Below are 18,957 nucleotides of genomic sequence, written 5' to 3'. Positions count from 1 at the left end.
ATCATCCTGGCTGGTCCGCGACGTCGTACACGTCGCGGACCAGCCATTTCTCTGCCACCCGGACGAGTACGACCATCCGCTCCCCAGCGGCGGACTCCGCCCCGTCCTCTTCCCCTCCCGACGCAGAAGCTCGGATCACGGCGACATCCCCGTACTCGTCCACGGGTTCGAGCTGTAATGCTTCCTCACCTTCCGCCAATGCGTCCGCGACCCCGATGGACCCCTGAGCGACCGCTTCGGCACAGACCGCGTCGTCGTTCGCCGCACAGGTCCTGATCGCGTCGATGAGGTGGTGCGCCGCCTCGACCGGATCCTCCGGATCGGCTCGCTCGGGCGGTGATCCCTTCGGGGACTCGTCCGGCTTCGGTTCGGGTGCCGTCGGCGTCGCCGCCGGTGACGGATCGGCAGACGCAGAGTCGATCTGCTCCGCGTCCCGACCGCTCGTCGGCACCGCCGTGGTACCCCCGTCGCCCGGTTCCCCTGTCGCTCCCCCAGGCCAGAGAAGTCCGCCGGCGAGCACCGCTACGGCCGCAGCCGCAGCGACGATCGCCCTCCGCCCACGTCGCACGGGGGTTCGGACGCCCCCTGTGGGGGCCTCCATCCTCCTGTCGACGCGAGCGGCGCGTGCTCGATCCGCGTCTCTCCGATGCCGGCGCGCGACCACGAGGAGCATCGCACCCCGCCAGAGGTCGAGGCGACGCAGCAAGGGCGCGACGACGCGAGACGTCACAGCGCGCACGCGGCTATCCGCCATAGGTCGAGTGGCACGGGTTCTCATCCGACTTCGCTCGTCGGGTCGCACGACCGCTGCGCGGATCGCTGCGTCCGCACTTCTCGCCAGCTCAGGCGCATGCACATCGCGTCTCAGCGGCTTCGGCGCCGCGGTATCGAAGAGCTCTGCCTCCCACCCCTCGAGCTGTCGCATCGGCATCCCCGGCCGTCCTGTGGCAGCGCTCAGCCCTTCCTCGATCGTGACGAGCAGGCGACCGAGTGCGCGGTCGACGCAGTCCTCGCGAATCCGCGCGACGAGACCCGCCGCTGCCGTCCGTGCCGTCTCGCCTGCGCCGATCACGAAAGTCGGTCGCCCGTCATCCGTGAGCCACCAGCCACCCGTGTGTTCGTGCTCGTCGGTCCGTCCGAGCTCACCGAGACCTCGCAGGATGCTGGCGACCAGGGTCGTCATCTCCCCGGAGCCGAGCGCGACGCCGGCTGCCGCGCGACGACCGACGAACGTCGCGACCCTCTCGGTGCACCATGGGAGCAGCGCGTCGTGCCCGTCGGCGCGCCGCACGATGTCGAGCGGCCCCGCGACGTGGTCGTCACCGGCGTGGTCCCACCCAGCCCACCCGCTGATCGAGGCGGAGTCCACCAGAACGGCCATCGCCGCGCCTCGGGTGACCAGCGTTCCCGCGTACGGCCCCTCGTCCGCGTCGATCCTCCTGATCGTCCGATGCGCACCAGGCACCAGTGCCGCACCGCTCGCCTTCGTTTCCGTCTCCGCCATTCCCCCATGTCATCGCATCGCACGGCGCTCCCACGCAGACATCGCATGATGTGTACGCATGCGCACGAATCGGCCGCGTGTGCAGGAGAAGACGAGGCGCCCGAATCCGCCCGACGCGAACGACGCCATCAGCGCACCCCGGAGTCGGTATTCTTATGCACATGGCAAACCGCACGTCCGCGCCCGAGAAGCGTCCGGGATTCTTCTCCCAGATCAAGTCCCTCTTCAAGTTCACGAGGGAGATCTACCCCTGGCTGCCCTGGGCCCAGATCGCGCTGCTGGTCATCGGTGTCCTCATCGGCCTCATCGTCGGCTACCTGATCCCGCCGTTCCAGGTGTGGACTCTCATCCTCTGGGGCATCTCCGGTCTGATGCTCGGCCTGCTCGGCGCGATGTTCCTGATGACGCGCCTGTCGACTTCTGCGATGTACCAGAAGATCGACGGCATGCCCGGCGCCACGGGCCACGTACTGAGCACGAGCCTCGGCCGCAACTGGCAGGGATCCGAGACGCCGGTCGGCATCAACCCGAAGACGCAGGATGCCGTCTACCGCACCGTGGGTCGCGGCGGGGTCGTGGTCGTCGGAGAGGGCTCCCGCGGCCGTCTGACCCGACTGGTCAACGATGAGCGCAGCAAGGCCGCCCGTGTGGCCCACGGCGTGCCGGTCACGGTGCTCTACGTCGGCCACGGCGACGACGACGTCGCGATCGCCGACCTCGCAAAGACCATCAAGAAGCTTCCGAAGGTCATCGACAAGGCCACCATGGGTGCCGTCATCCGACGCATCGAGTCCGTGTCGCAGTCGATCTCGTCGCTCCCTATCCCGAAGGGCATCGACCCCACCAAGGTCAGGGCGCAGCGTCCGCGTTGAGCTGACCCCCGCACACGCAGAAGCGCGGCCGCACCTCATCGCGAGGGCGGCCGCGCTTCGTCGTTCACTCCGACAGCGGCTGACGCGGAAGGCGACGGACCTTCGCGCGGCGACGGCGACGTTCCGGAACCATCGACCGCATCTCGTCGAGCTTGCCGAAGCAGAAGAGCCGATCCTCGGCCTCGAGGACGACGTGCTTGCGCGGGTTCGGGATGACGGAGACGCCGCGGTGCAGCGTGAGCACGGTGATGTCGCGCTCCCACAGTCCGGCTTCGCCGAGTGTCTTGCCGACGAGGTCGACAGCTCCGTGCACCATCAGCTCGGCGACCCCGTATCCCGTGGAGACGGTCAGGCGCTGACGCACATCGATCTCGGGGAATGCGACCTGGCCGGCGATGTAGTCGATGATGGCGCCTGCGACGTCGAGCTTCGTGGCCGTCTCGATGCCCTGCAGGCCAGGCGACGAGTTGACCTCCATGACGAGCGGGCCGTCGTCGCCTTCGAGCATGTCGACTCCGGCGACGCGGAGCCCCATGATCTGGGCTGAGCGCACGGCTGCGCGCTCGTAGATCGGATCGAGCTCGACGGCTTCCACCGAGCCTCCACGGTGGACGTTCGAGCGGAACTCGTCACCCGCCGCCGATCGCCGCATCGCGGCGACCACGCGGTCGCCCACGACGAGAGCGCGGATGTCGCGCCCGCGGCTCTCGGAGATGAACTTCTGGATCAGCACGTTCTGCTTGGTCGAGTGCAGCGTCTCGATGATGGCCTCGGCCACCTTCACCTGCGGCGCGAGGATCACACCGATCCCCTGCGTGCCCTCGAGGAGCTTGATGACGACAGGAGCACCCCCGACGCGTTCGATCGCCGGACGGACGTCCGCACGGTTGCGGACGAAGGCCGTGGGAGGCATCGCGATGTTGTGGCGCGAGAGGATCTGATTCGCGCGGAGCTTGTCCCGCGCGCTCGAGATCCCGTTCGCCGTGTTCGGCGTGTAGACGTCCATCTGCTCGAACTGGCGCACGACGGCGGTGCCGAAGTAGGTGATCGAGTTGCCGATGCGAGGCAGGATCGCGTCGTAGTCGCTGAGCTGACGGCCCCGGTAGTGCAGGTCCGGCTCGTCTGCGGTGAGGTCGATCGCGAATCGCAGCGTGTTGAGCACCTTGACGTTGTGACCGCGCTGGAGCGCAGCGGCGCGCAGCCTTTGGGTGGAGTACGCCTGCGGCGCGCGGGAGAGCACTGCGATCTTCACGGGGGATTTCCTGCCAGGATGGTCGGGTGAGTAAGTCATCCCATTCAAACACCCTTATCGGGTGGCGAGAATGGGTGAGCCTGCCTGATCTCGGAGTCGACTGGCTCAAAGCCAAGATCGACACGGGCGCGCGCACCTCTTCGCTGCACGCATTCCAGATCCAGGAGTTCGAGCGCGACGGCGTGTCGTGGGTTCGGTTCCGTGTGAAGCCCTGGCAGGACAGCCAGGAGGATGCCGTCATCGTCGAGTCCCCTGTGCATGATCGCCGCGCCGTGCGCAGCTCATCGGGCCATGCCCAGGAGCGACTCGTCGTCGAGATGCTGATCCGTCTGCATGACCGGGAGGTGCTCGCGGAGGTCACGCTGAGCAACCGGGACGAGATGGGTTTCCGCATGCTCATCGGTCGCGAAGCGCTGCGACAGGGTTATATCGTCGACCCTGCCCGTTCGTTCCTCGGCGGTCGCGCTCCGCGCGAGGCCAGACGCCGCAATCGCGGCAAGGAGTGAGCCCGATCAGGCGCGGATGAGCACGAGTCCCGTCACCTTGTCGTGGATTCCTCGCTGATCGGCGTCCCAGATGACCGCCGGGATCACGACGATGATCAGCAGGGTGCGGACGATCGGACGCCAGATCCCCACCCAGCCGCCGCCCAGACGTACCACGCGCATGCCGAGGATACGGTGCCCGGGGCTTCCGCCGGCCGTCGGGATGAAGAGGATCTGCAGCAGGGCGAAGACCGCCATCGGCGCGAACATGGTGAGGCCGGCCTCGGCGGGCAGTGCGAACTGGTCGTAGCCGAGGAACCCGGTGGCGATGATCGTCGCAGCCACATAGTCGATGAGAAGGGCCCCGATTCGCCGTCCAGGGCGGGCGATGCTGCCCGTCCCCGTCTGCGGCATTCCGAGTCGTTCTCCGGGGTACGTGTTCACAGCGTCCGTCACGTATCCAGCCTACCGGCGCGTAACATGCTCGAAACAAAGCGGATACCGTGGGGTAACGCCCCGCACGTACTGTGCACAATGGCCGTGAAGCCATCGATCCGCAATCCAGGAGTCGTACATGTTCAAAGATTCGTCCGAGGTGCTGACCTACATCAAGGAGAACGACGTCAAGTTCCTTGACATCCGATTCACTGATCTCCCTGGTGTTCAGCAGCACTTCAACATCCCTGCGGCCACTGTCGACGAGGACTTCTTCGTGGACGGACAGCTGTTCGACGGCTCTTCGATCCGTGGCTTCGCCAGCATCCACGAGTCCGACATGCAGCTCATCCCTGACGTCACGACGGCATACATGGACCCGTTCCGCGAGGCGAGCACCCTCGTGATGATCTTCGACATCTACAACCCGCGCACGGGAGAGATCTACTCGAAGGACCCGCGCCAGGTCGCGAAGAAGGCCGAGAAGTACCTCGCCTCCACCGGCATCGCCGACACGGCGTTCTTCGCCCCCGAGGCCGAGTTCTACATCTTCGACGACGTGCGCTACTCGGTCACCGCCGGCGAGAGCTTCTACAAGGTCGATTCCGAAGAGGCCGCGTGGAACACCGGTCGTGAGGAAGAGGGCGGAAACCTCGCCAACAAGACCCCGTACAAGGGTGGCTACTTCCCCGTCAGCCCGGTCGACAAGACCGCTGACCTGCGCGACGACATCACCCTGAAGCTGATCGACGCCGGGTTCATCCTCGAGCGCTCGCACCACGAGGTCGGCACCGCCGGCCAGCAGGAGATCAACTACCGCTTCGACACCATGGTGCACTCGGCGGACGACATCCTGAAGTTCAAGTACATCGTCAAGAACACCGCCGAAGAGTGGGGCAAGGTCGCCACCTTCATGCCGAAGCCGCTGTACGGCGACAACGGATCGGGAATGCACACGCACCAGTCGCTGTGGAACGACGGCAAGCCGCTCTTCTACGACGAGGCCGGCTACGGTCAGCTCAGCGACATCGCTCGCTGGTACATCGGCGGCATCCTGGCGCACGCTCCGGCGCTGCTCGCCTTCACGAACCCGACCCTGAACAGCTACCACCGTCTGGTCAAGGGCTTCGAGGCTCCGGTCAACCTGGTCTACTCGGCCGGAAACCGCTCGGCTGCCATCCGCATCCCGATCACGGGCTCCAACCCGAAGGCCAAGCGCATCGAGTTCCGCGCGCCTGACGCATCGGGCAACCCGTACCTCGCCTTCGCCGCGCAGCTCATGGCCGGCCTCGACGGCATCAAGAACCGCATCGAGCCGCACGAGCCCGTCGACAAGGACCTCTACGAGCTTCCCCCCGAGGAGGCGAAGAACATCCCGCAGGTCCCGAACTCGCTGCTCGACTCGCTCGACGCACTGAAGGAGGACCACCAGTTCCTCCTCGAGGGTGGCGTCTTCACCGAGGAGCTCATCGAGACCTGGATCTCGTACAAGTACGAGAACGAGATCCTGCCGATGGCTCAGCGCCCGCACCCGTTCGAGTACGAGCTGTACTTCGGGGTGTAACCAGATCCCGCGGGATTTCGGGGGTAGGTCCGCCGAATCGCACAGAGAGCCCGTCAGGCCATGCCTGGCGGGCTCTCTGTGCGTCTCGCGTAGAGTCTTTCTCGGTCCCGCCCTAGGCGCGTGAGCTCACCCCGGCTCCGCGTCCAGTTTTTCGGAGAGGGAGGCTGCCCGTTCGAGCCGGGCCGGGATGGGCCTACGCGCCCGCTACGGTGTAGCCCTGGGCGACGGACGGCGGCGCCGAGCTCACCGGTCGCGGCTGCGTCGAAGCCCGCGGACCTTGCGCACCTGCCATGCGAGCAGCACGGCCGACCCGGTCACCATGACTCCGATGAGGATCCACTGCGGGAGGGAATAGGCGACGCTCCAGGTCAGCGTGACCAGCACGAGCCCGACCATGTAGGCGAAGAGCAGCGCCGACACCGCAGTCAGCAGCCACTCGCGGCGGTACCGCCACCGTGCACCCCGTCCACCCCGCTTCGCCATGTTCTGAAAGACTACGCGAGCCCGCGGCATCCCCCCGGTCGCGGAAGTTCTCACTCGCCGGCGCGCGAATCCACAGCGACGCCGATCGCGACGCCGATCGAGAGGCCCAGGCCCATTCCGAGTGCGAGGTTGTCGAACACGGTGAGTCCGAGCCCCGCCCCGACGGCGATGCCCAGGCCGAGGCCGACTGCATGACCGTTCTGCGGCTTCTTCTGCGAATCCTTCTCTGCATCCGTCATGTCATCCACCGTACGAACGCCTCGCGGTCACCGCATCCCCCGCATGGGGGATCCGGCACCCGCACGACCGTGTCGCGCTTGCTTTCACCCGCCCCTACTGGTCAACTGAGGGGTCCGAATGAACACAAGTGGGGGGCCATCATGCGCCGCAAGTACGACAGGCTGCAGCCGAAGAGGGTCCACACCACCGAGACTCCTCCCGCGCAGCCGAAGACAGCGGCCGCGGCGATCGCCCGGATCAACCCGTTCATGTTCGGCCTCCTCGGTGCTCTGGGTGTGCTCGTCGCGCTGATGCTCGGCGGAATCGTCAACCAGCTCGCCACGGTGCTGGTCTACATCGGGGTGGCGATCTTCCTCGCACTCGGGCTCGACCCGATCGTCTCGTTCATCGAACGCAAGCTCCCTCGCCCGGCCGCCGTCGCCATCGTCGTGTCCGTCGTGATCCTGGTCTTCGCCGGCATCATCCTGGCCATCGTGCCTCTTCTCATCGAGCAGGTGACCAACCTGATCCAGGACGGCCCGAAGATGGTCGAGGACTTCATGGCCAGCGCCTGGTTCAAGGACGTGAGCGAGCAGTTCGGCTCCACCTTCGACGACGCGGCGCAGGGCGTGCTGAGCTTCGTCCAGGATCCGGGCAACATCCTCAACATCAGCGGCGGAGTCTTCGCGGTCGGCGCCGGCATCGCCGGCGGCTTCACCGGCGTCACCATCGTGCTCATCCTGACCCTGTACTTCATGGCCTCGCTTCGAAGCATGAAGCGCGTCGCGGTGCGCTTCGTCCCGTCCTACCAGCGCGACACCTTCGGAGGGCTCCTCGAAGACGTCTCCGGCGCCGTCGGGCGTTACGTGATGGGGCAGGCCAGCCTGGCGCTCATCAACGGCATCCTGAGCCTGATCGTGCTGAGCATCATCGGAGCCCCCGTGCCGGCGCTTCTCGCGCTGATCGCCTTCATCGGCTCGATGATCCCGCTCGTCGGAACGTTGAGCGCCTCGATCATCAATGCGCTCATCTGCCTCATCGTGAGCCCGGTGACCGCTCTCATCGCGTTCGGCTATTACCTCGTCTACATGCAGATCGAGGCATACGTCCTGTCCCCGCGAATCATGAACAAGGCGGTCGCCGTTCCCGGAGCACTCGTGGTGATCGCGGCCGTCGCCGGTGGCGCACTCGGCGGGATCCTCGGCGCACTCGTCGCCATCCCCGTCGCCGCGAGCATCATCATCATCGTGCAGAAGGTCGTCTTCCCGACGCAGGACAGCAAGGTCGTCCCACCGGGAACCCTCAGCGAACGGTGAGGGCGGCGGGCTGGACCCGCACGGTGAAGTCGGAGATGTGTCCGACCTCTTCGCCATCGATCTCGAACATCTGCGGTGACGCGAGCTGCACGCGCACCCGCTCCGCGGAGATGTGCGTCGTCGAGTCGGTGCTCACAGCGGTGTCGACATTGCCCATCATGCGACGGATGCCGTTCTCCCACACGAAGGCACGGACGGTGTCGAGCCACTGGAGGGGCCCTTCGGCGCTCACGAGCAGCATGTCGAGCAACCCGTCGTCGAGCACTGCATCCGGCAGGAGACGGATGCCGCCCTGCAGCATGCCGCAGTTGCCGATCAGCATGGTGTGACCGCGAAGCCCCTGCGGCTCCTGATCGTCGAGCGTCAGGGTGATGTCGGTCATCTCGGTGCCGGCGAGAGCACGTCCCATCGCCTCGACGTAGGCGATCCATCCGGCTCGGTTCTTCAGGTCCTCGTCGGTCTCGACCAGCATCTGCGCGTCGATGCCGAAACCGACCATCACCACGAACGCGTGCTCGGTGCCGTCGTGGTCGACCCAGCCCATGTCGATCCGCTGCGGCTCGCCGTCGCGCACCCGAACCAACGCGGCGGGGATGTCGTTCAGGGGGATCTCGAGGTTCCGCGCGAGCAGGTTGCCCGTGCCCTGCGGCACGATGCCCAGCGCGGCGTCCGTGCCCGCCAACGATTCAGCGACCGCCCGGACGGTGCCGTCGCCGCCGACGGCGATCACCACGTCGCAGCCTGCGGCCACAGCTTCGGCGGCCATTCCCCGCCCCGGGTCCTCGATGCTGGTCTCCCACCACTCGACAGGAGTGCCGACACCGTCGGAGACGAAGGTCTCGGCGACGGCTGCGCGCAGCGAGTCCCCATCGACCTTCGAGGGGTTCCAGATCACACCGAGCTTCGAGATCGTCATGGAGCCAGGCTAGCCGTAGAAGAGCTGCTCGAATGCCCGGCGCGCACGCCGGGTCACGCCGAGGTAGTCGTCGTCGAGAATGCTCGCCGAACGGTCGGGGTACCCGAGCAGCCGACCGATGGCGTCGAGGTCGCGCGGATCCGTCGGGAGCACGTCGCTCGTCTTGCCCGTGTAGAGGGTGATCGCAGATCGCAGACGGCTCGACAGCAGCCACGCGGCCCGGAGGAGATCGGCGGATTCGGCGGGAACGTAGCCTGCGTCGACGGCCGCCTGGAGCGCCGTGAGCGTCGACGTGGTGCGCAGGGCCGGTGCGTCATGGGCGTGCTGCAGCTGGAGCAGCTGCACCAGCCACTCGACGTCGCTCAGCGTGCCCGGACCGAGCTTCAGGTGTCGACGAGGATCGACTCCCTGAGGCAGCCGCTCTCCCTCGACTCGCGCCTTGATGCGCTTGATCTCGCGGGTTCCCTGCAGGTCGATCTCGGCGGGGTAGCGGATGCTGTCGGCGAGGGCGGTGAACTTCTCGATGAGAGTCGCGCTGCCCGCCACGCCTCTCGCCCGCAGGAGTGCCTGAGCCTCCCAGGAGAGCGACCAGCGCCGGTAGTACTCCGCATACGCGTCGATCGATCGGACGACGGGTCCGTTGCGTCCCTCCGGACGGAGATCGGCATCGAGGTCCAACGGCACACGGTGGTCGGTGAGGTGCTCTCGGAGGCCGGCGACGATGCGCGTGGCGAGCGTCTGCGCGCGTTGCGGATCGACGCCGTTCGCGTCGTACACGTAGAGGATGTCGGCATCGGAGCCGAAGCCCAGCTCCGCTCCCCCGAACCGCCCCATGCCGATCACCGCAAAGTCGAGCGCCTCATCGTCGAGCGGGACGATCTCGCGGCGGACCGCGCGCAGCGCCGCCTGGATCGTCGCGTCGGTGATCTCGGTCAGGGACGTCGCGATCTGCTCGATCGAGAGCACGTCGAGGACGCCGCCCATCGCCGTTCGCAGCAGCTCGCGCCGCCGCAGCGCTCGCACCGCCTGCAGCGCGTCGCCGACGTTCCTGTGCCGCGTCTGGATGGCCCTGGCCTCCTCGTCGAGAGCGGCCCCGCTGCGGGGCCGCAGCAGCTCGCTGCTGTCGAGCCAGGCGACGGACTCGGGTATCCACTCCATGAGCTCGCCGACGTAGCGCGACGACGAGAGGAGGCGCGTCAGGCTCTCGGCAGCGCCCGAGGAATCACGCAGCATCCTGAGGAACCAGGGAGTGTCGCCGAGGCGTTCGCTGATGCGACGGAACGCGATCAACGCATAGTCGGGGTCGCTGCCGTCGGCGAACCAGCGCACCATCACGGGCATGAGGTGCCGCTGGATGGTCGCCTTGCGGCTCAATCCGGTGGTGAGCGCACCGATGTGGCGCAGGGCGCCGGCCGGATCCCGGAAGCCGATCGCCATGAGCCGGTCGTGCGCCTGTGCCGTGGACAGCGTGCGCTCCTCTTCCGGCAGCGCCGCCACAGCGCTCAGGAGAGGCCGGTAGAACAGGCGGGTGTGGATGTCGCGCACCTCCCGCCGCACGCTCTCCCAGCGCGCCCAGATCGCTTCACCGGACTCGCCCAGGCCGGTGCTGCGCGCGAGCACCCGGAGGCCCGCCGGTGTGCGGGGCATCAGGTGGGTGCGGCTGAGCTCGCGGAGCTGCAACCTGTGCTCCATCAACCGCAGCACGCAGTAGTCATCGGCGAAAGACGCAGCCTCGGCCCGGCCGATGTAGCCGCCCTCCACCAGGGCGTCGAGGCTCTCGAGTGTGCCCCGCGTGCGCAGACGGGGGTCTGTGAGGCCGTGCACGAGCTGCAGCAGCTGCACGGTGAACTCGATGTCCCGCAGGCCGCCCGAGCCGAGTTTGAGCTGGTACGGGGCATCCTCGGGGTCGATGTGCTCCATGACCCGCTCGCGCATGCGCTGCACGCTGTCGACGAAGTTCTCACGCGCGGCACTGGAGAAGACCTTCGGCTGCACGGCGGCGATGTACTCGGCGCCGAGCTCCGCATCGCCCGCGAGGGGTCGCGCCTTCAGTAGCGCCTGGAACTCCCAGCTCTTCGCCCAGCGGTCGTAGTAGGCCAGGTGCGAGCCGAGCGACCGGACGAGCGCGCCCTGCTTGCCTTCGGGACGGAGCGCGGCGTCGACCTCCCACAGCGGGGGCTCGACCTCGATGCCGCTCAGTCCTCGCATCGTCTCCCTCGCGAGACGGGTCGCGATGTCGATCGCGCGCGACTCCGGGACGGCGTCCTCGTCTGCGGTTCCGCCGACGAAGATCACATCGACATCGCTGACGTAGTTCAGCTCGCGTGCACCCGCCTTGCCCATGCCGATGATCGCCAGCTGCGTGGCCGCGACCTGCTCGCGACTCATCGTGTCGACCAGCCGCCGACGCGCGATCGCCAGAGACGCCTCCAGCGCCGCGCCCGCGATATCGGCCAGCGCGGCGGCGACATCCGCGACGATGCGCACAGGGTTGTGCGCCGTCAGGTCGATCGCGGCGATCAGAGCGAGGTTGCGGCGATACGCCACACGCAGCGTGACCACCGCGCTGTCATCGCCCGACTCGGCGAATCCGTCGCGCGCTCCGACGGCCTCGAGCATCCGATCGCGCAGCTCGTGCGCAGAGGGCAGTTCGGTGGACGTGTCGCCGAGCACCGAGATCTCGGTCGGATGCCGCAGGAAGAAGTCGGCGAAGCCCTGCGACGCCCCGAACACCCGCCACGCACGTCGGCGCGCCCGCTGGTCGGTGAACAGGGCGGCGATGGGTGCCGCATCGCGCCGTGCCACGCGCAGCATCCCCTCGACCGCCGCATCGGGGTCGGCCGCGTCCGCCTCGCTGAGCAGAAGTGAGCGCTCGACTCCGATCAGGGTCGCGAGCTCGGTGAGATTCGCCGCCGCCTCACTGAGCTCAGCGAACCCCAGCCTGGCCAGCGCGGAGAGAGAGACGGAGTCGTCCGAACGGGCCATCGGCGACGCTCAGAGCAGCTCGAGGTTGTTCTTCAGCTCCAGCGGAGTGACCTGGCCGCGGTAGGCCTCCCACTCCTTGCGCTTGTTGAGCAGCACGTAGTTGAAGACCGATTCGCCGAGGGTCTCGGCGACGAGCTCGGAGCTCTCCATGTACTCGAGCGCGTGGTCGAGGCTCGCCGGAAGCGCAGAATAGCCGAGCGCGCGGCGCTCTGCGTCGCTGAGCGACCACACGTTGTCCTCGGCCTCGGGAGGCAGCTCGTACTCCTCCTCGATGCCCTTGAGGCCGGCCGCGAGCATGAGGGCGTACGCGAGATACGGGTTGGCTGCCGAGTCGAGCGCGCGGTACTCGACACGCGACGAACCGCCCTTGTTGGGCTTGTACATCGGCACGCGCACCAGAGCGGAGCGGTTGTTGTGGCCCCAGGTGACGAAGCTCGGAGCCTCGTCGCCGCCCCAGAGCCGCTTGTAGGAGTTCACGAACTGGTTGGTCACCGCCGCCATCTCGTTGGCGTGTCGCAGCAGGCCGGCGATGAAGTGTCGTCCGGTCTTGGAGAGCTGGTACTTGGCGCCCTCTTCATAGAACGCGTTGCGCTCGCCCTCGAAGAGCGACATGTGCGTGTGCATGCCGCTTCCGGGGTGACCGCTCAGCGGCTTCGGCATGAAGGTGGCGTAGACGCCCTGCTCGATCGCGACCTCTTTGATGACGGTGCGGAAGGTCATGACGTTGTCGGCCATCGTCAGCGCGTCCGCGTAGCGCAGGTCGATCTCGTTCTGACCCGGGCCGCCCTCGTGGTGGCTGAACTCGACGGAGATGCCGAGATCCTCGAGCATCCGCACGGAACGGCGGCGGAAGTCGTGCGCCGTGCCGCCGGGAACGTTGTCGAAGTAGCCGGCGGAGTCGACCGGAACCGGACCCTCAGGGCCGAACGACGACGACTTGAGGAGGTAGAACTCGATCTCGGGGTGCGTGTAGAACGTGAATCCGGCATCCGCCGCCTTGGCGAGCGTGCGCTTGAGCACATGGCGGGGGTCGGAGACGGCAGGACGGCCGTCCGGCGTCGTGATGTCGCAGAACATGCGCGCGGTCGGGTCGATCTCGCCGCGCCACGGCAGGGTCTGGAAGGTGGTGGGGTCGGGCTGGGCGAGCAGGTCAGACTCGTAGCTGCGGGTCAGGCCCTCGATGGCCGAGCCGTCGAATCCGATGCCCTCGGCGAATGCGCCCTCAACCTCGGCCGGCGCGATGGCGACGGACTTGAGCGTGCCGATGACATCGGTGAACCACAGGCGGACGAACTTGACGCCGCGCTCTTCGATCGTCCGGAGGACGAAATCCCTCTGCTTGTCCACGGTCACTCGGCCTTGCCGATACCGGCGTCCCAGCCGCTCTCGGCTGCTTCCTCCTCAGCCCAGGCGCGCGAACGCTCCTTGAGCTTCTCCGGAGCCCGAGACGCCTCAGCCTCGGTGTCGAAGGGGCCGACGCGGTCGGCCGATGCGGAGATCATGCCGAATTCCACCTGGCCGGTCTCCAGGTTGTACCAGTACTTCTCATCGCCGTTCGACATGGCCGATCCCCTTCTTCACGTGGTGTCATCGATCCTACTGGCGCTGAGCGTGGTCGCTAAGCTAACCAGCATGGCAAAAGCGATCGGCGTCGACATCGGCGGCACGGGTATCAAGGCAGGTCTGGTCGACCTCGAGCACGGCACCATGGCCTCGGACAGGGTACGCGTACCCACTCCTGAGGGCGCATCACCGCAGGACGTCCTGCAGGCCGTGCAGACGGTTCTGAAGACGCTCGACGTCAAGGACACGACTCTTCCCCTCGGCGTGGCGTTCCCGGCGATCGTCAAGCGCGGCAAGACGCTCTCGGCCGCCAACGTCTCGAAGGAATGGATCGACTTCGACGCCGAGCGGTTCTTCCGCGACGGGCTCGGGCGCAACATCGTCTTCGTCAACGATGCGGATGCCGCCGGCGTCGCGGAGGCCCGCCACGGCGCGGCGCGGGATGTGCGCGGCTTCACGCTGCTCACGACCCTCGGCACGGGCATCGGCTCGGCATTCCTGTACGACGGAGTCCTGCTGCCGAACACCGAGCTCGGCCACCTGAACTTCGGCGAGTACGAGTCGGTCGAGACGTATGCAGCCACCTCGGCGCGCGAGCGCGAGGGACTCAGCTGGGCGGAGTGGGCGGAACGTCTGCAGAAGTTCTACTCGCACATCGAGTTCCTCTTCAGCCCCGACCTGTTCGTGGTCGGCGGCGGAGTGTCGAAGAACGCCGGTGACTTCCTCCCGCTTCTCGACCTCAAGACACCGATCGTCCCGGCGATCCACCGCAACAACTCCGGCATCATCGGCGCGGCTTCGCTCGCCGGCGACTGATTCCCCGACCACAGAGACGACGAAGGCCCCGCCGATCCGGCGGGGCCTTCGTCGCGTCCGGGATTGCGGCGCGTCTCACCGGATCACCCGCGCGGCGGCCCGGCGACGTGACACTATGGCACCCCGCCCGTCTGCGCCTCGACGGTGAGACCGGACGGCAACGAAAGGCAGCGTCGAGATGAACGAACCATCCGAATCATCATGGGACCGGCCGGTATCGCCGGAGACGACAGCCGGGATGGTGCCCGTCGACAGACCACAGGCGAAGAAGCTGCGGTCGCGTCACGTCACCATGATCACCCTCGGCGGCATCATCGGCGCGAGCCTGTTCGTCGGATCCGGGAATGTCATCCGCGCCGTGGGTCCGGCCGCCGTGCTGTCGTACCTCATCGGCGGCCTGCTCGTCTTCCTCGCCATGCGCATGCTGGGCGAGATGGCGGCGTCGCGCCCGGCGATCGGCTCGTTCATGGAATATGCGCGAGTGGGCCTCGGCAACTGGGCCGCCTACCTCGTGGGATGGCTGTACTGGTACTTCTGGGTCGGAGTCCTCGCGTATGAGGCGGTGCTGGGCGGCGAGACGATGGCGAGCTGGTTCCCCGCCGTGCCGTCATGGGCCTGGTCGCTGATCCTCATCGGCATCTTCGTCGGCACGAACATCATCTCGGTGCGCGCGTTCGGCGAGGTGGAGTTCTGGCTCGCCAGCGTCAAGGTGCTCGCGATCGTCGTCTTCCTCGGCGCGGGTCTGCTGTTCGCCTTCGGCCTGTGGCCGAACTCGGAGGTGTCGATCTCCAACCTCTGGGAACACGGCGGATTCGCCCCGAACGGCTTCGGAGTCGCGTTCACGGGTGTGGCCCTGGTGATCTTCTCGTACTTCGGCACCGAGATCGCCGTCATGGCCTCCGCCGAATCGGAGGATCCCGCCAAGGGCATCCGTCAGGCGACGAGCACGATCATCTGGCGCATCCTGCTGTTCTTCGTCGGCTCGGTGCTCATCATCGTCACCGTGGTGCCCTGGAACGAACTGCCTGTGCCGACCGACGTCGCCAACGCGCCCTTCACCTACGCCCTCGAGCAGTTCGGCATCCCGGGCGCGAGCATCATCATGCAGCTCGTGATCTTCACGGCGGTGATCTCGGTGCTCAACTCGGGCCTGTACTCGGCGTCGCGCATGTTCGCGGCCCTCGCCGAGCAGGGCTTCGCGCCGAAGATCGTGGCGAAGCGGTCGAAGAGCGGCGTCCCGGTGATGGCGCTGCTCGCCTCGACCAGCGGCGGCCTGATCGCAACGCTCGTGAACTTCTTCACCCCGGGATCGGGCATCTTCGACTTCATCATGAACTCCGCGGGCCTGGTCGCACTGTTCGTGTACGTCTTCATCGCCGTCACACAGTGGCGACTCCGCCAGAAGATGACGCCGGAAGAGGTGGCGAACCTGAAACTCAAGATGTGGCTGCACCCCTGGCTGAACGTGCTCCTGATCGCGTGCATCGCCGCGGTGATCGTCGTGATGATGTTCAGCGAAGGGGGTCGCACCCAGGTCTGGACGAGCCTCGTCGCCACCGGCGCGCTCGTGCTGTTCTGGCCGCTGGTGCGACGTAACCTCGCGCGCAGGAAGCTCGAAGATTCCATGCCACGAAAGGATCAGCCGGGGCAGGACCGTCTGGCGTGACGACCACGCCGATGCCGTGAGCGAGAGAAAAGAGCGCCCCGGGGAACCTGGGGAATTCGCGGGGCGCTCGCCAGCATGCTGGGGACCTGCTGGCAGGTGACCCAGAAGTCGCGGTCACGCGCACAACATATCAAGATAACTAGCTAAGCAAAAGACTTGCTCGGCAATGCAACTGCGATCGCCACGCTCCCCCGCTCTCACTGACGCTGCGGCTCCCTCACGAACGGCTCCGTCACGAGCGGCTCCATGGCTCCCGGTCCCAGCGTGAGCACATCACCGGGGTACAGCATCGAACCCAGACGGCTGTAGGTCATCGCCGCATAGACGTCCGTGCACAGCCGCTCCCTCACGGCGGATGGCGCATCCCCCGCCGCGACCGTGTAAGTCGAGATGAGCCCGTCTGCCGTATGCGTGACCGTGCCGCGAGCGAAGTCGGTCTCGCCGTTGTCCACCGGTGCGACACCGTTCCATGTCGCGTAGAAGGTGGGTTCCTCGTCTCCCTCGCTGTATCCCGGGATCGAGATCATCGACAGCACCGTGCAGCGACTCGCCTCTGCGGGTGGGGTCGGTGTCGGCGCGGGCGTGTCGCTCGGCGTCGGCACAGCCGCGGGCTGAACGGCTGCCGTGGTCGCTGCGACCTCAGGCATCGTGGCGGTGCACCCGCTGAGCGCTGCGAGTGACAGAGCCGCGAGGAGCGTCGTGGCGGCAGAACGGTTCGACATGCCCGAACGCTATCGAGCATCCGGCCAGGAAGCCAGCGCGGCCCTGCTCAGGAGGTGGGTGCGAATGGGCCGACCTGTACGCCGGGTTCTGTTCCGGGGTTCTTCGCCCCTTCGACGGCCATCTCTCTCGGCGACACGTTGCCGTGGCACTCTAGCGGTCTACCCGAGGACTCGGCGAGCCGCGTCAACATCCTCTGTCTGACCTTGCTCCGGACGAGGTTTACCTGGCGGGCCATGTCACCATGGCCCCCGGTGGTCTCTTACACCACCCTTTCACCCTTACCCCTTGCGGGGCGGTCTGCTCTCTGTGGCACTTTCTCGCGGATTGCTCCGGGTGGGCGTTACCCACCGTCCTGCCCTGAGGAGCCCGGACGTTCCTCGGTGCGGTTGCCCGCCACGCGGCCGTCCAGTCGACCCATTCACAGCTCCAGTCTACGACCAGGCTGCGCTACTTCTCCGCCGACTCCGCGATGCGGAGATCGAGCGGCACGTCGATCGGGAAGTTGCCGAAGAGGCGGCGGGTGGCCACAGCCGCGGCCTCGCGCACCGCGTCGGCCGCAGCATCCGCCTGCTCCTGCGGGACATGCAGGATCACCTCGTCGTGCAGGAAGAAGGCCAGGTGCGCGCGGGAGCCGAAGATCCCGGATGCCGGAGCTTCGCGCTCCGCGACGGGCAGCAGTTGCAGGCGATGCCTGATCTCCGCCAGCCAGATCAACGACCACTCGGCCGCGGTCCCCTGCACCACGAAGTTGCGGGTGAAGCGGCCCCAGTCCCGGGCCCGACGCCGGGCGAGGGCGACCTCCGCAGGGTCGGCATCCGCGCCGGTAGCCGCAGCCTGCATCGCCTCCCACTCCGTCGACGGGCGAGGAGACGATCGTCCCAACCACGTCGAGACGACTCCCCCGTCCTCTCCGAAGCGCGCGGCGCGGTCGACGAGGGCCATCGCGCGCGGATACACCTTGCGCAGTCGAGGGACCAACCTGCCGCTGTCACCGGTGGTCGCGCCGTACATCGCCCCGAGGACGGCGTACTTGGCCTCCTCTCGCGTGGCGACCGCGCCGGACTCGACGACTCCCTCATAGAGGTCCTTGCCCTGGGCCGCCCGGGCCATCGCGCGGTCACCGGCCATGCCGGCCAGCATCCGCGGCTCGAGCTGGGCGACATCCGCGACGACGAGCGTCCATCCGTCGTCAGCGCGCACGGCGGCGCGCAGATTGCGCGGCAGCTGGAGGGCGCCGCCACCCGCCGATGCCCATCGTCCCGTCACGACGCCGCCCGTGATGTAGATCGGTCGGAACCGGCCGTCGTGCACCCACTCGGCGAGCCAGGCCCACCCGTTGGCGCTCAGCAGCCGAGACAGCTTCTTGTAGGCCAGGAGCGGTTCGACCACGGCGTGGCTGTGCTGGGCGAGTTCCCACCGGCTCGTCGACTCGACCTGCACGCCGACGCGGTGCAGAGCGCGCAGCAGCTTCGGCTGGCTCTCGAGGTTGAGCGTGGGGTCGCTGAGGATCGAGCGCACCCTCTCTCCTTGAACCACCATGCGGCTGGGAAGGCCGCCCGCGATCGGTCGAGTGCCCAGGATCTCGGTGAGGATGCCGTCGTGCACGGACTCGTTCCACGGCAGGCCGGCAGCGCGCATCTCCTCGGCGATGAGGCCACCCGCCGACTCGGCCGACGTGAGCAGGGTCAGCCGCCCGTCCTTGCTGTCGCGCAGGACTCGGCGCTGCTCGCGGTACTGATCGAGCGCATCCGCCACGGGGTCGTGCGAATCGCTGTGCTCGGCGACCTCGAACAATGCCGGTGCGTCGTCGACTGGTTCGCGTCGCACCCACGATGCGGACGGTGCGAGCGGACGAGCGACGGTGTCGGTGTCGCGGAGGATCGCGTGGCAGAGCACCAGATCGTGCGATCGGCCGAGAAGAACACCCGAGGCGAGCAGCACGGGGTAGATCTCCCGGGCGCTGCGGATCACCCACCGGGGCGGATCGACGCGTTCCTGCTCGGCCACCCACACCGGCATCTCGGTCGGAGAGAACTCGGTGCGCGCGACCTCGACATCGTCCGAGTCGAGCTCCACGGCGATGTATGCACCGGTCGCGCCCTTGACCAGGGCGATCCGACGTTCGGTCTGGAGCCGCGAGCTCACCGCCGTCGCGCTC

The 18,957-nt window shown here is 67.4% G+C and carries 17 protein-coding genes and 1 other RNA gene; 6 read left to right on the top strand and 12 right to left on the bottom strand.

All coding sequences use genetic code 11. The features are described from left to right. Position 1: 1 nt before the first annotated feature. Positions 2 to 1,504 (bottom strand): hypothetical protein, encoded by a 1,503-nt coding sequence (locus AB0P11_RS06190; RefSeq protein ID WP_363520584.1) that lies wholly within the window; start codon positions 1,502 to 1,504, stop codon positions 2 to 4. Between the two features lie 161 nt (positions 1,505 to 1,665). Here AB0P11_RS06190 and AB0P11_RS06185 point away from each other — a divergent pair, with 161 nt between their 5' ends. After that, on the top strand, positions 1,666 to 2,376 hold the full coding sequence (locus tag AB0P11_RS06185) for a DUF4191 family protein (RefSeq protein ID WP_053099128.1): 711 nt from the start codon (positions 1,666 to 1,668) through the stop codon (positions 2,374 to 2,376). A 64-nt stretch (positions 2,377 to 2,440) separates the two neighbouring features. Here the strand turns inward: AB0P11_RS06185 and AB0P11_RS06180 are convergent, their stop codons facing one another. Further along, positions 2,441 to 3,628: a RimK family alpha-L-glutamate ligase gene (locus tag AB0P11_RS06180; protein ID WP_053096274.1), complete on the bottom strand. Its 1,188-nt coding sequence runs from the start codon at positions 3,626 to 3,628 to the stop codon at positions 2,441 to 2,443. A gap of 26 nt (positions 3,629 to 3,654) precedes the next feature. Here AB0P11_RS06180 and AB0P11_RS06175 point away from each other — a divergent pair, with 26 nt between their 5' ends. Beyond that, positions 3,655 to 4,134, top strand: coding sequence for an ATP-dependent zinc protease (locus AB0P11_RS06175; RefSeq protein WP_053096276.1), 480 nt, complete (start codon positions 3,655 to 3,657; stop codon positions 4,132 to 4,134). Between the two features lie 6 nt (positions 4,135 to 4,140). Here AB0P11_RS06175 and AB0P11_RS06170 read toward each other — a convergent pair whose 3' ends face one another. Continuing rightward, the gene (locus AB0P11_RS06170) at positions 4,141 to 4,527 is read right to left on the bottom strand and encodes an RDD family protein (RefSeq protein ID WP_157557472.1); all 387 of its coding nucleotides are present in this window, start codon (positions 4,525 to 4,527) and stop codon (positions 4,141 to 4,143) included. 160 nt (positions 4,528 to 4,687) lie between these two features. Here AB0P11_RS06170 and glnA (AB0P11_RS06165) point away from each other — a divergent pair, with 160 nt between their 5' ends. After that, positions 4,688 to 6,112 carry a type I glutamate--ammonia ligase gene (gene glnA / locus AB0P11_RS06165; protein WP_053096279.1) on the top strand — a complete coding sequence of 475 codons (1,425 nt, stop codon included), beginning with the start codon at positions 4,688 to 4,690 and terminating at the stop codon, positions 6,110 to 6,112. 243 nt (positions 6,113 to 6,355) lie between these two features. Here the strand turns inward: glnA (AB0P11_RS06165) and AB0P11_RS06160 are convergent, their stop codons facing one another. Both AB0P11_RS06160 and AB0P11_RS06155 read right to left on the bottom strand, forming a co-directional pair. Continuing rightward, positions 6,356 to 6,595, bottom strand: a complete 240-nt coding sequence (locus tag AB0P11_RS06160; RefSeq protein WP_053096281.1) for a hypothetical protein — start codon at positions 6,593 to 6,595, stop codon at positions 6,356 to 6,358. A 50-nt stretch (positions 6,596 to 6,645) separates the two neighbouring features. Further along, a complete protein-coding gene (locus AB0P11_RS06155) occupies positions 6,646 to 6,834 on the bottom strand; it encodes a hypothetical protein (protein ID WP_363520579.1) in 189 nt (62 codons plus the stop codon). A gap of 141 nt (positions 6,835 to 6,975) precedes the next feature. On the opposite strand from AB0P11_RS06155, the gene AB0P11_RS06150 reads away from it, so the two are divergent. Then, the gene (locus tag AB0P11_RS06150; protein ID WP_082586596.1) at positions 6,976 to 8,130 is read left to right on the top strand and encodes an AI-2E family transporter; all 1,155 of its coding nucleotides are present in this window, start codon (positions 6,976 to 6,978) and stop codon (positions 8,128 to 8,130) included. Here AB0P11_RS06150 and AB0P11_RS06145 read toward each other — a convergent pair. Genes AB0P11_RS06145 through AB0P11_RS06130 form a run of 4 tightly spaced genes read right to left on the bottom strand, consistent with a single transcriptional unit; the run spans position 8,117 to position 13,593 of the window. Next, on the bottom strand, positions 8,117 to 9,046 hold the full coding sequence (locus AB0P11_RS06145; protein WP_053096286.1) for a diacylglycerol kinase family protein: 930 nt from the start codon (positions 9,044 to 9,046) through the stop codon (positions 8,117 to 8,119). The two genes, AB0P11_RS06150 and AB0P11_RS06145, sit on opposite strands and share 14 nt — an antisense overlap. 9 nt (positions 9,047 to 9,055) lie before the next feature. Next, complete coding sequence (locus AB0P11_RS06140; protein ID WP_056278817.1) at positions 9,056 to 12,031, bottom strand: bifunctional [glutamine synthetase] adenylyltransferase/[glutamine synthetase]-adenylyl-L-tyrosine phosphorylase; 2,976 nt, start codon at positions 12,029 to 12,031, stop codon at positions 9,056 to 9,058. Positions 12,032 to 12,040: 9 nt separating this feature from the next. After that, a complete protein-coding gene (glnA, locus tag AB0P11_RS06135) occupies positions 12,041 to 13,378 on the bottom strand; it encodes a type I glutamate--ammonia ligase (protein WP_042541155.1) in 1,338 nt (445 codons plus the stop codon). Between the two features lie 2 nt (positions 13,379 to 13,380). Further along, positions 13,381 to 13,593, bottom strand: a complete 213-nt coding sequence (locus tag AB0P11_RS06130; RefSeq protein WP_053096290.1) for a hypothetical protein — start codon at positions 13,591 to 13,593, stop codon at positions 13,381 to 13,383. A 70-nt stretch (positions 13,594 to 13,663) separates the two neighbouring features. Between AB0P11_RS06130 and ppgK the strand changes: the two genes are divergently transcribed. Both ppgK and AB0P11_RS06120 read left to right on the top strand, forming a co-directional pair. Then, entirely contained in the window at positions 13,664 to 14,410 is a 747-nt protein-coding gene (gene ppgK, locus AB0P11_RS06125; RefSeq protein ID WP_053096292.1) for a polyphosphate--glucose phosphotransferase, read from the top strand. 178 nt (positions 14,411 to 14,588) lie between these two features. Next, positions 14,589 to 16,076: an amino acid permease gene (locus AB0P11_RS06120; protein WP_285365435.1), complete on the top strand. Its 1,488-nt coding sequence runs from the start codon at positions 14,589 to 14,591 to the stop codon at positions 16,074 to 16,076. Between the two features lie 197 nt (positions 16,077 to 16,273). On the opposite strand, the gene AB0P11_RS06115 is transcribed toward AB0P11_RS06120, so the two are convergent. The 3 genes from AB0P11_RS06115 to AB0P11_RS06105 form a co-directional block, all read right to left on the bottom strand. Continuing rightward, positions 16,274 to 16,798 (bottom strand): hypothetical protein, encoded by a 525-nt coding sequence (locus AB0P11_RS06115; protein ID WP_056278819.1) that lies wholly within the window; start codon positions 16,796 to 16,798, stop codon positions 16,274 to 16,276. A gap of 61 nt (positions 16,799 to 16,859) precedes the next feature. Next, positions 16,860 to 17,216: RNase P RNA component class A (gene rnpB / locus AB0P11_RS06110), an RNA gene on the bottom strand. Between the two features lie 30 nt (positions 17,217 to 17,246). Further along, entirely contained in the window at positions 17,247 to 18,944 is a 1,698-nt protein-coding gene (locus AB0P11_RS06105) for a bifunctional 3'-5' exonuclease/DNA polymerase (protein ID WP_363520571.1), read from the bottom strand. Between the last annotated feature and the right edge of the window lie 13 nt (positions 18,945 to 18,957).

The sequence above is a fragment of the Microbacterium sp. NPDC079176 genome, assembly GCF_040686675.1.
In the GTDB taxonomy this organism is placed as follows: domain Bacteria; phylum Actinomycetota; class Actinomycetes; order Actinomycetales; family Microbacteriaceae; genus Microbacterium.
Note: the sequence above shows the minus strand (reverse complement) of the source record. Positions and strands in the feature narration are given on the sequence as shown.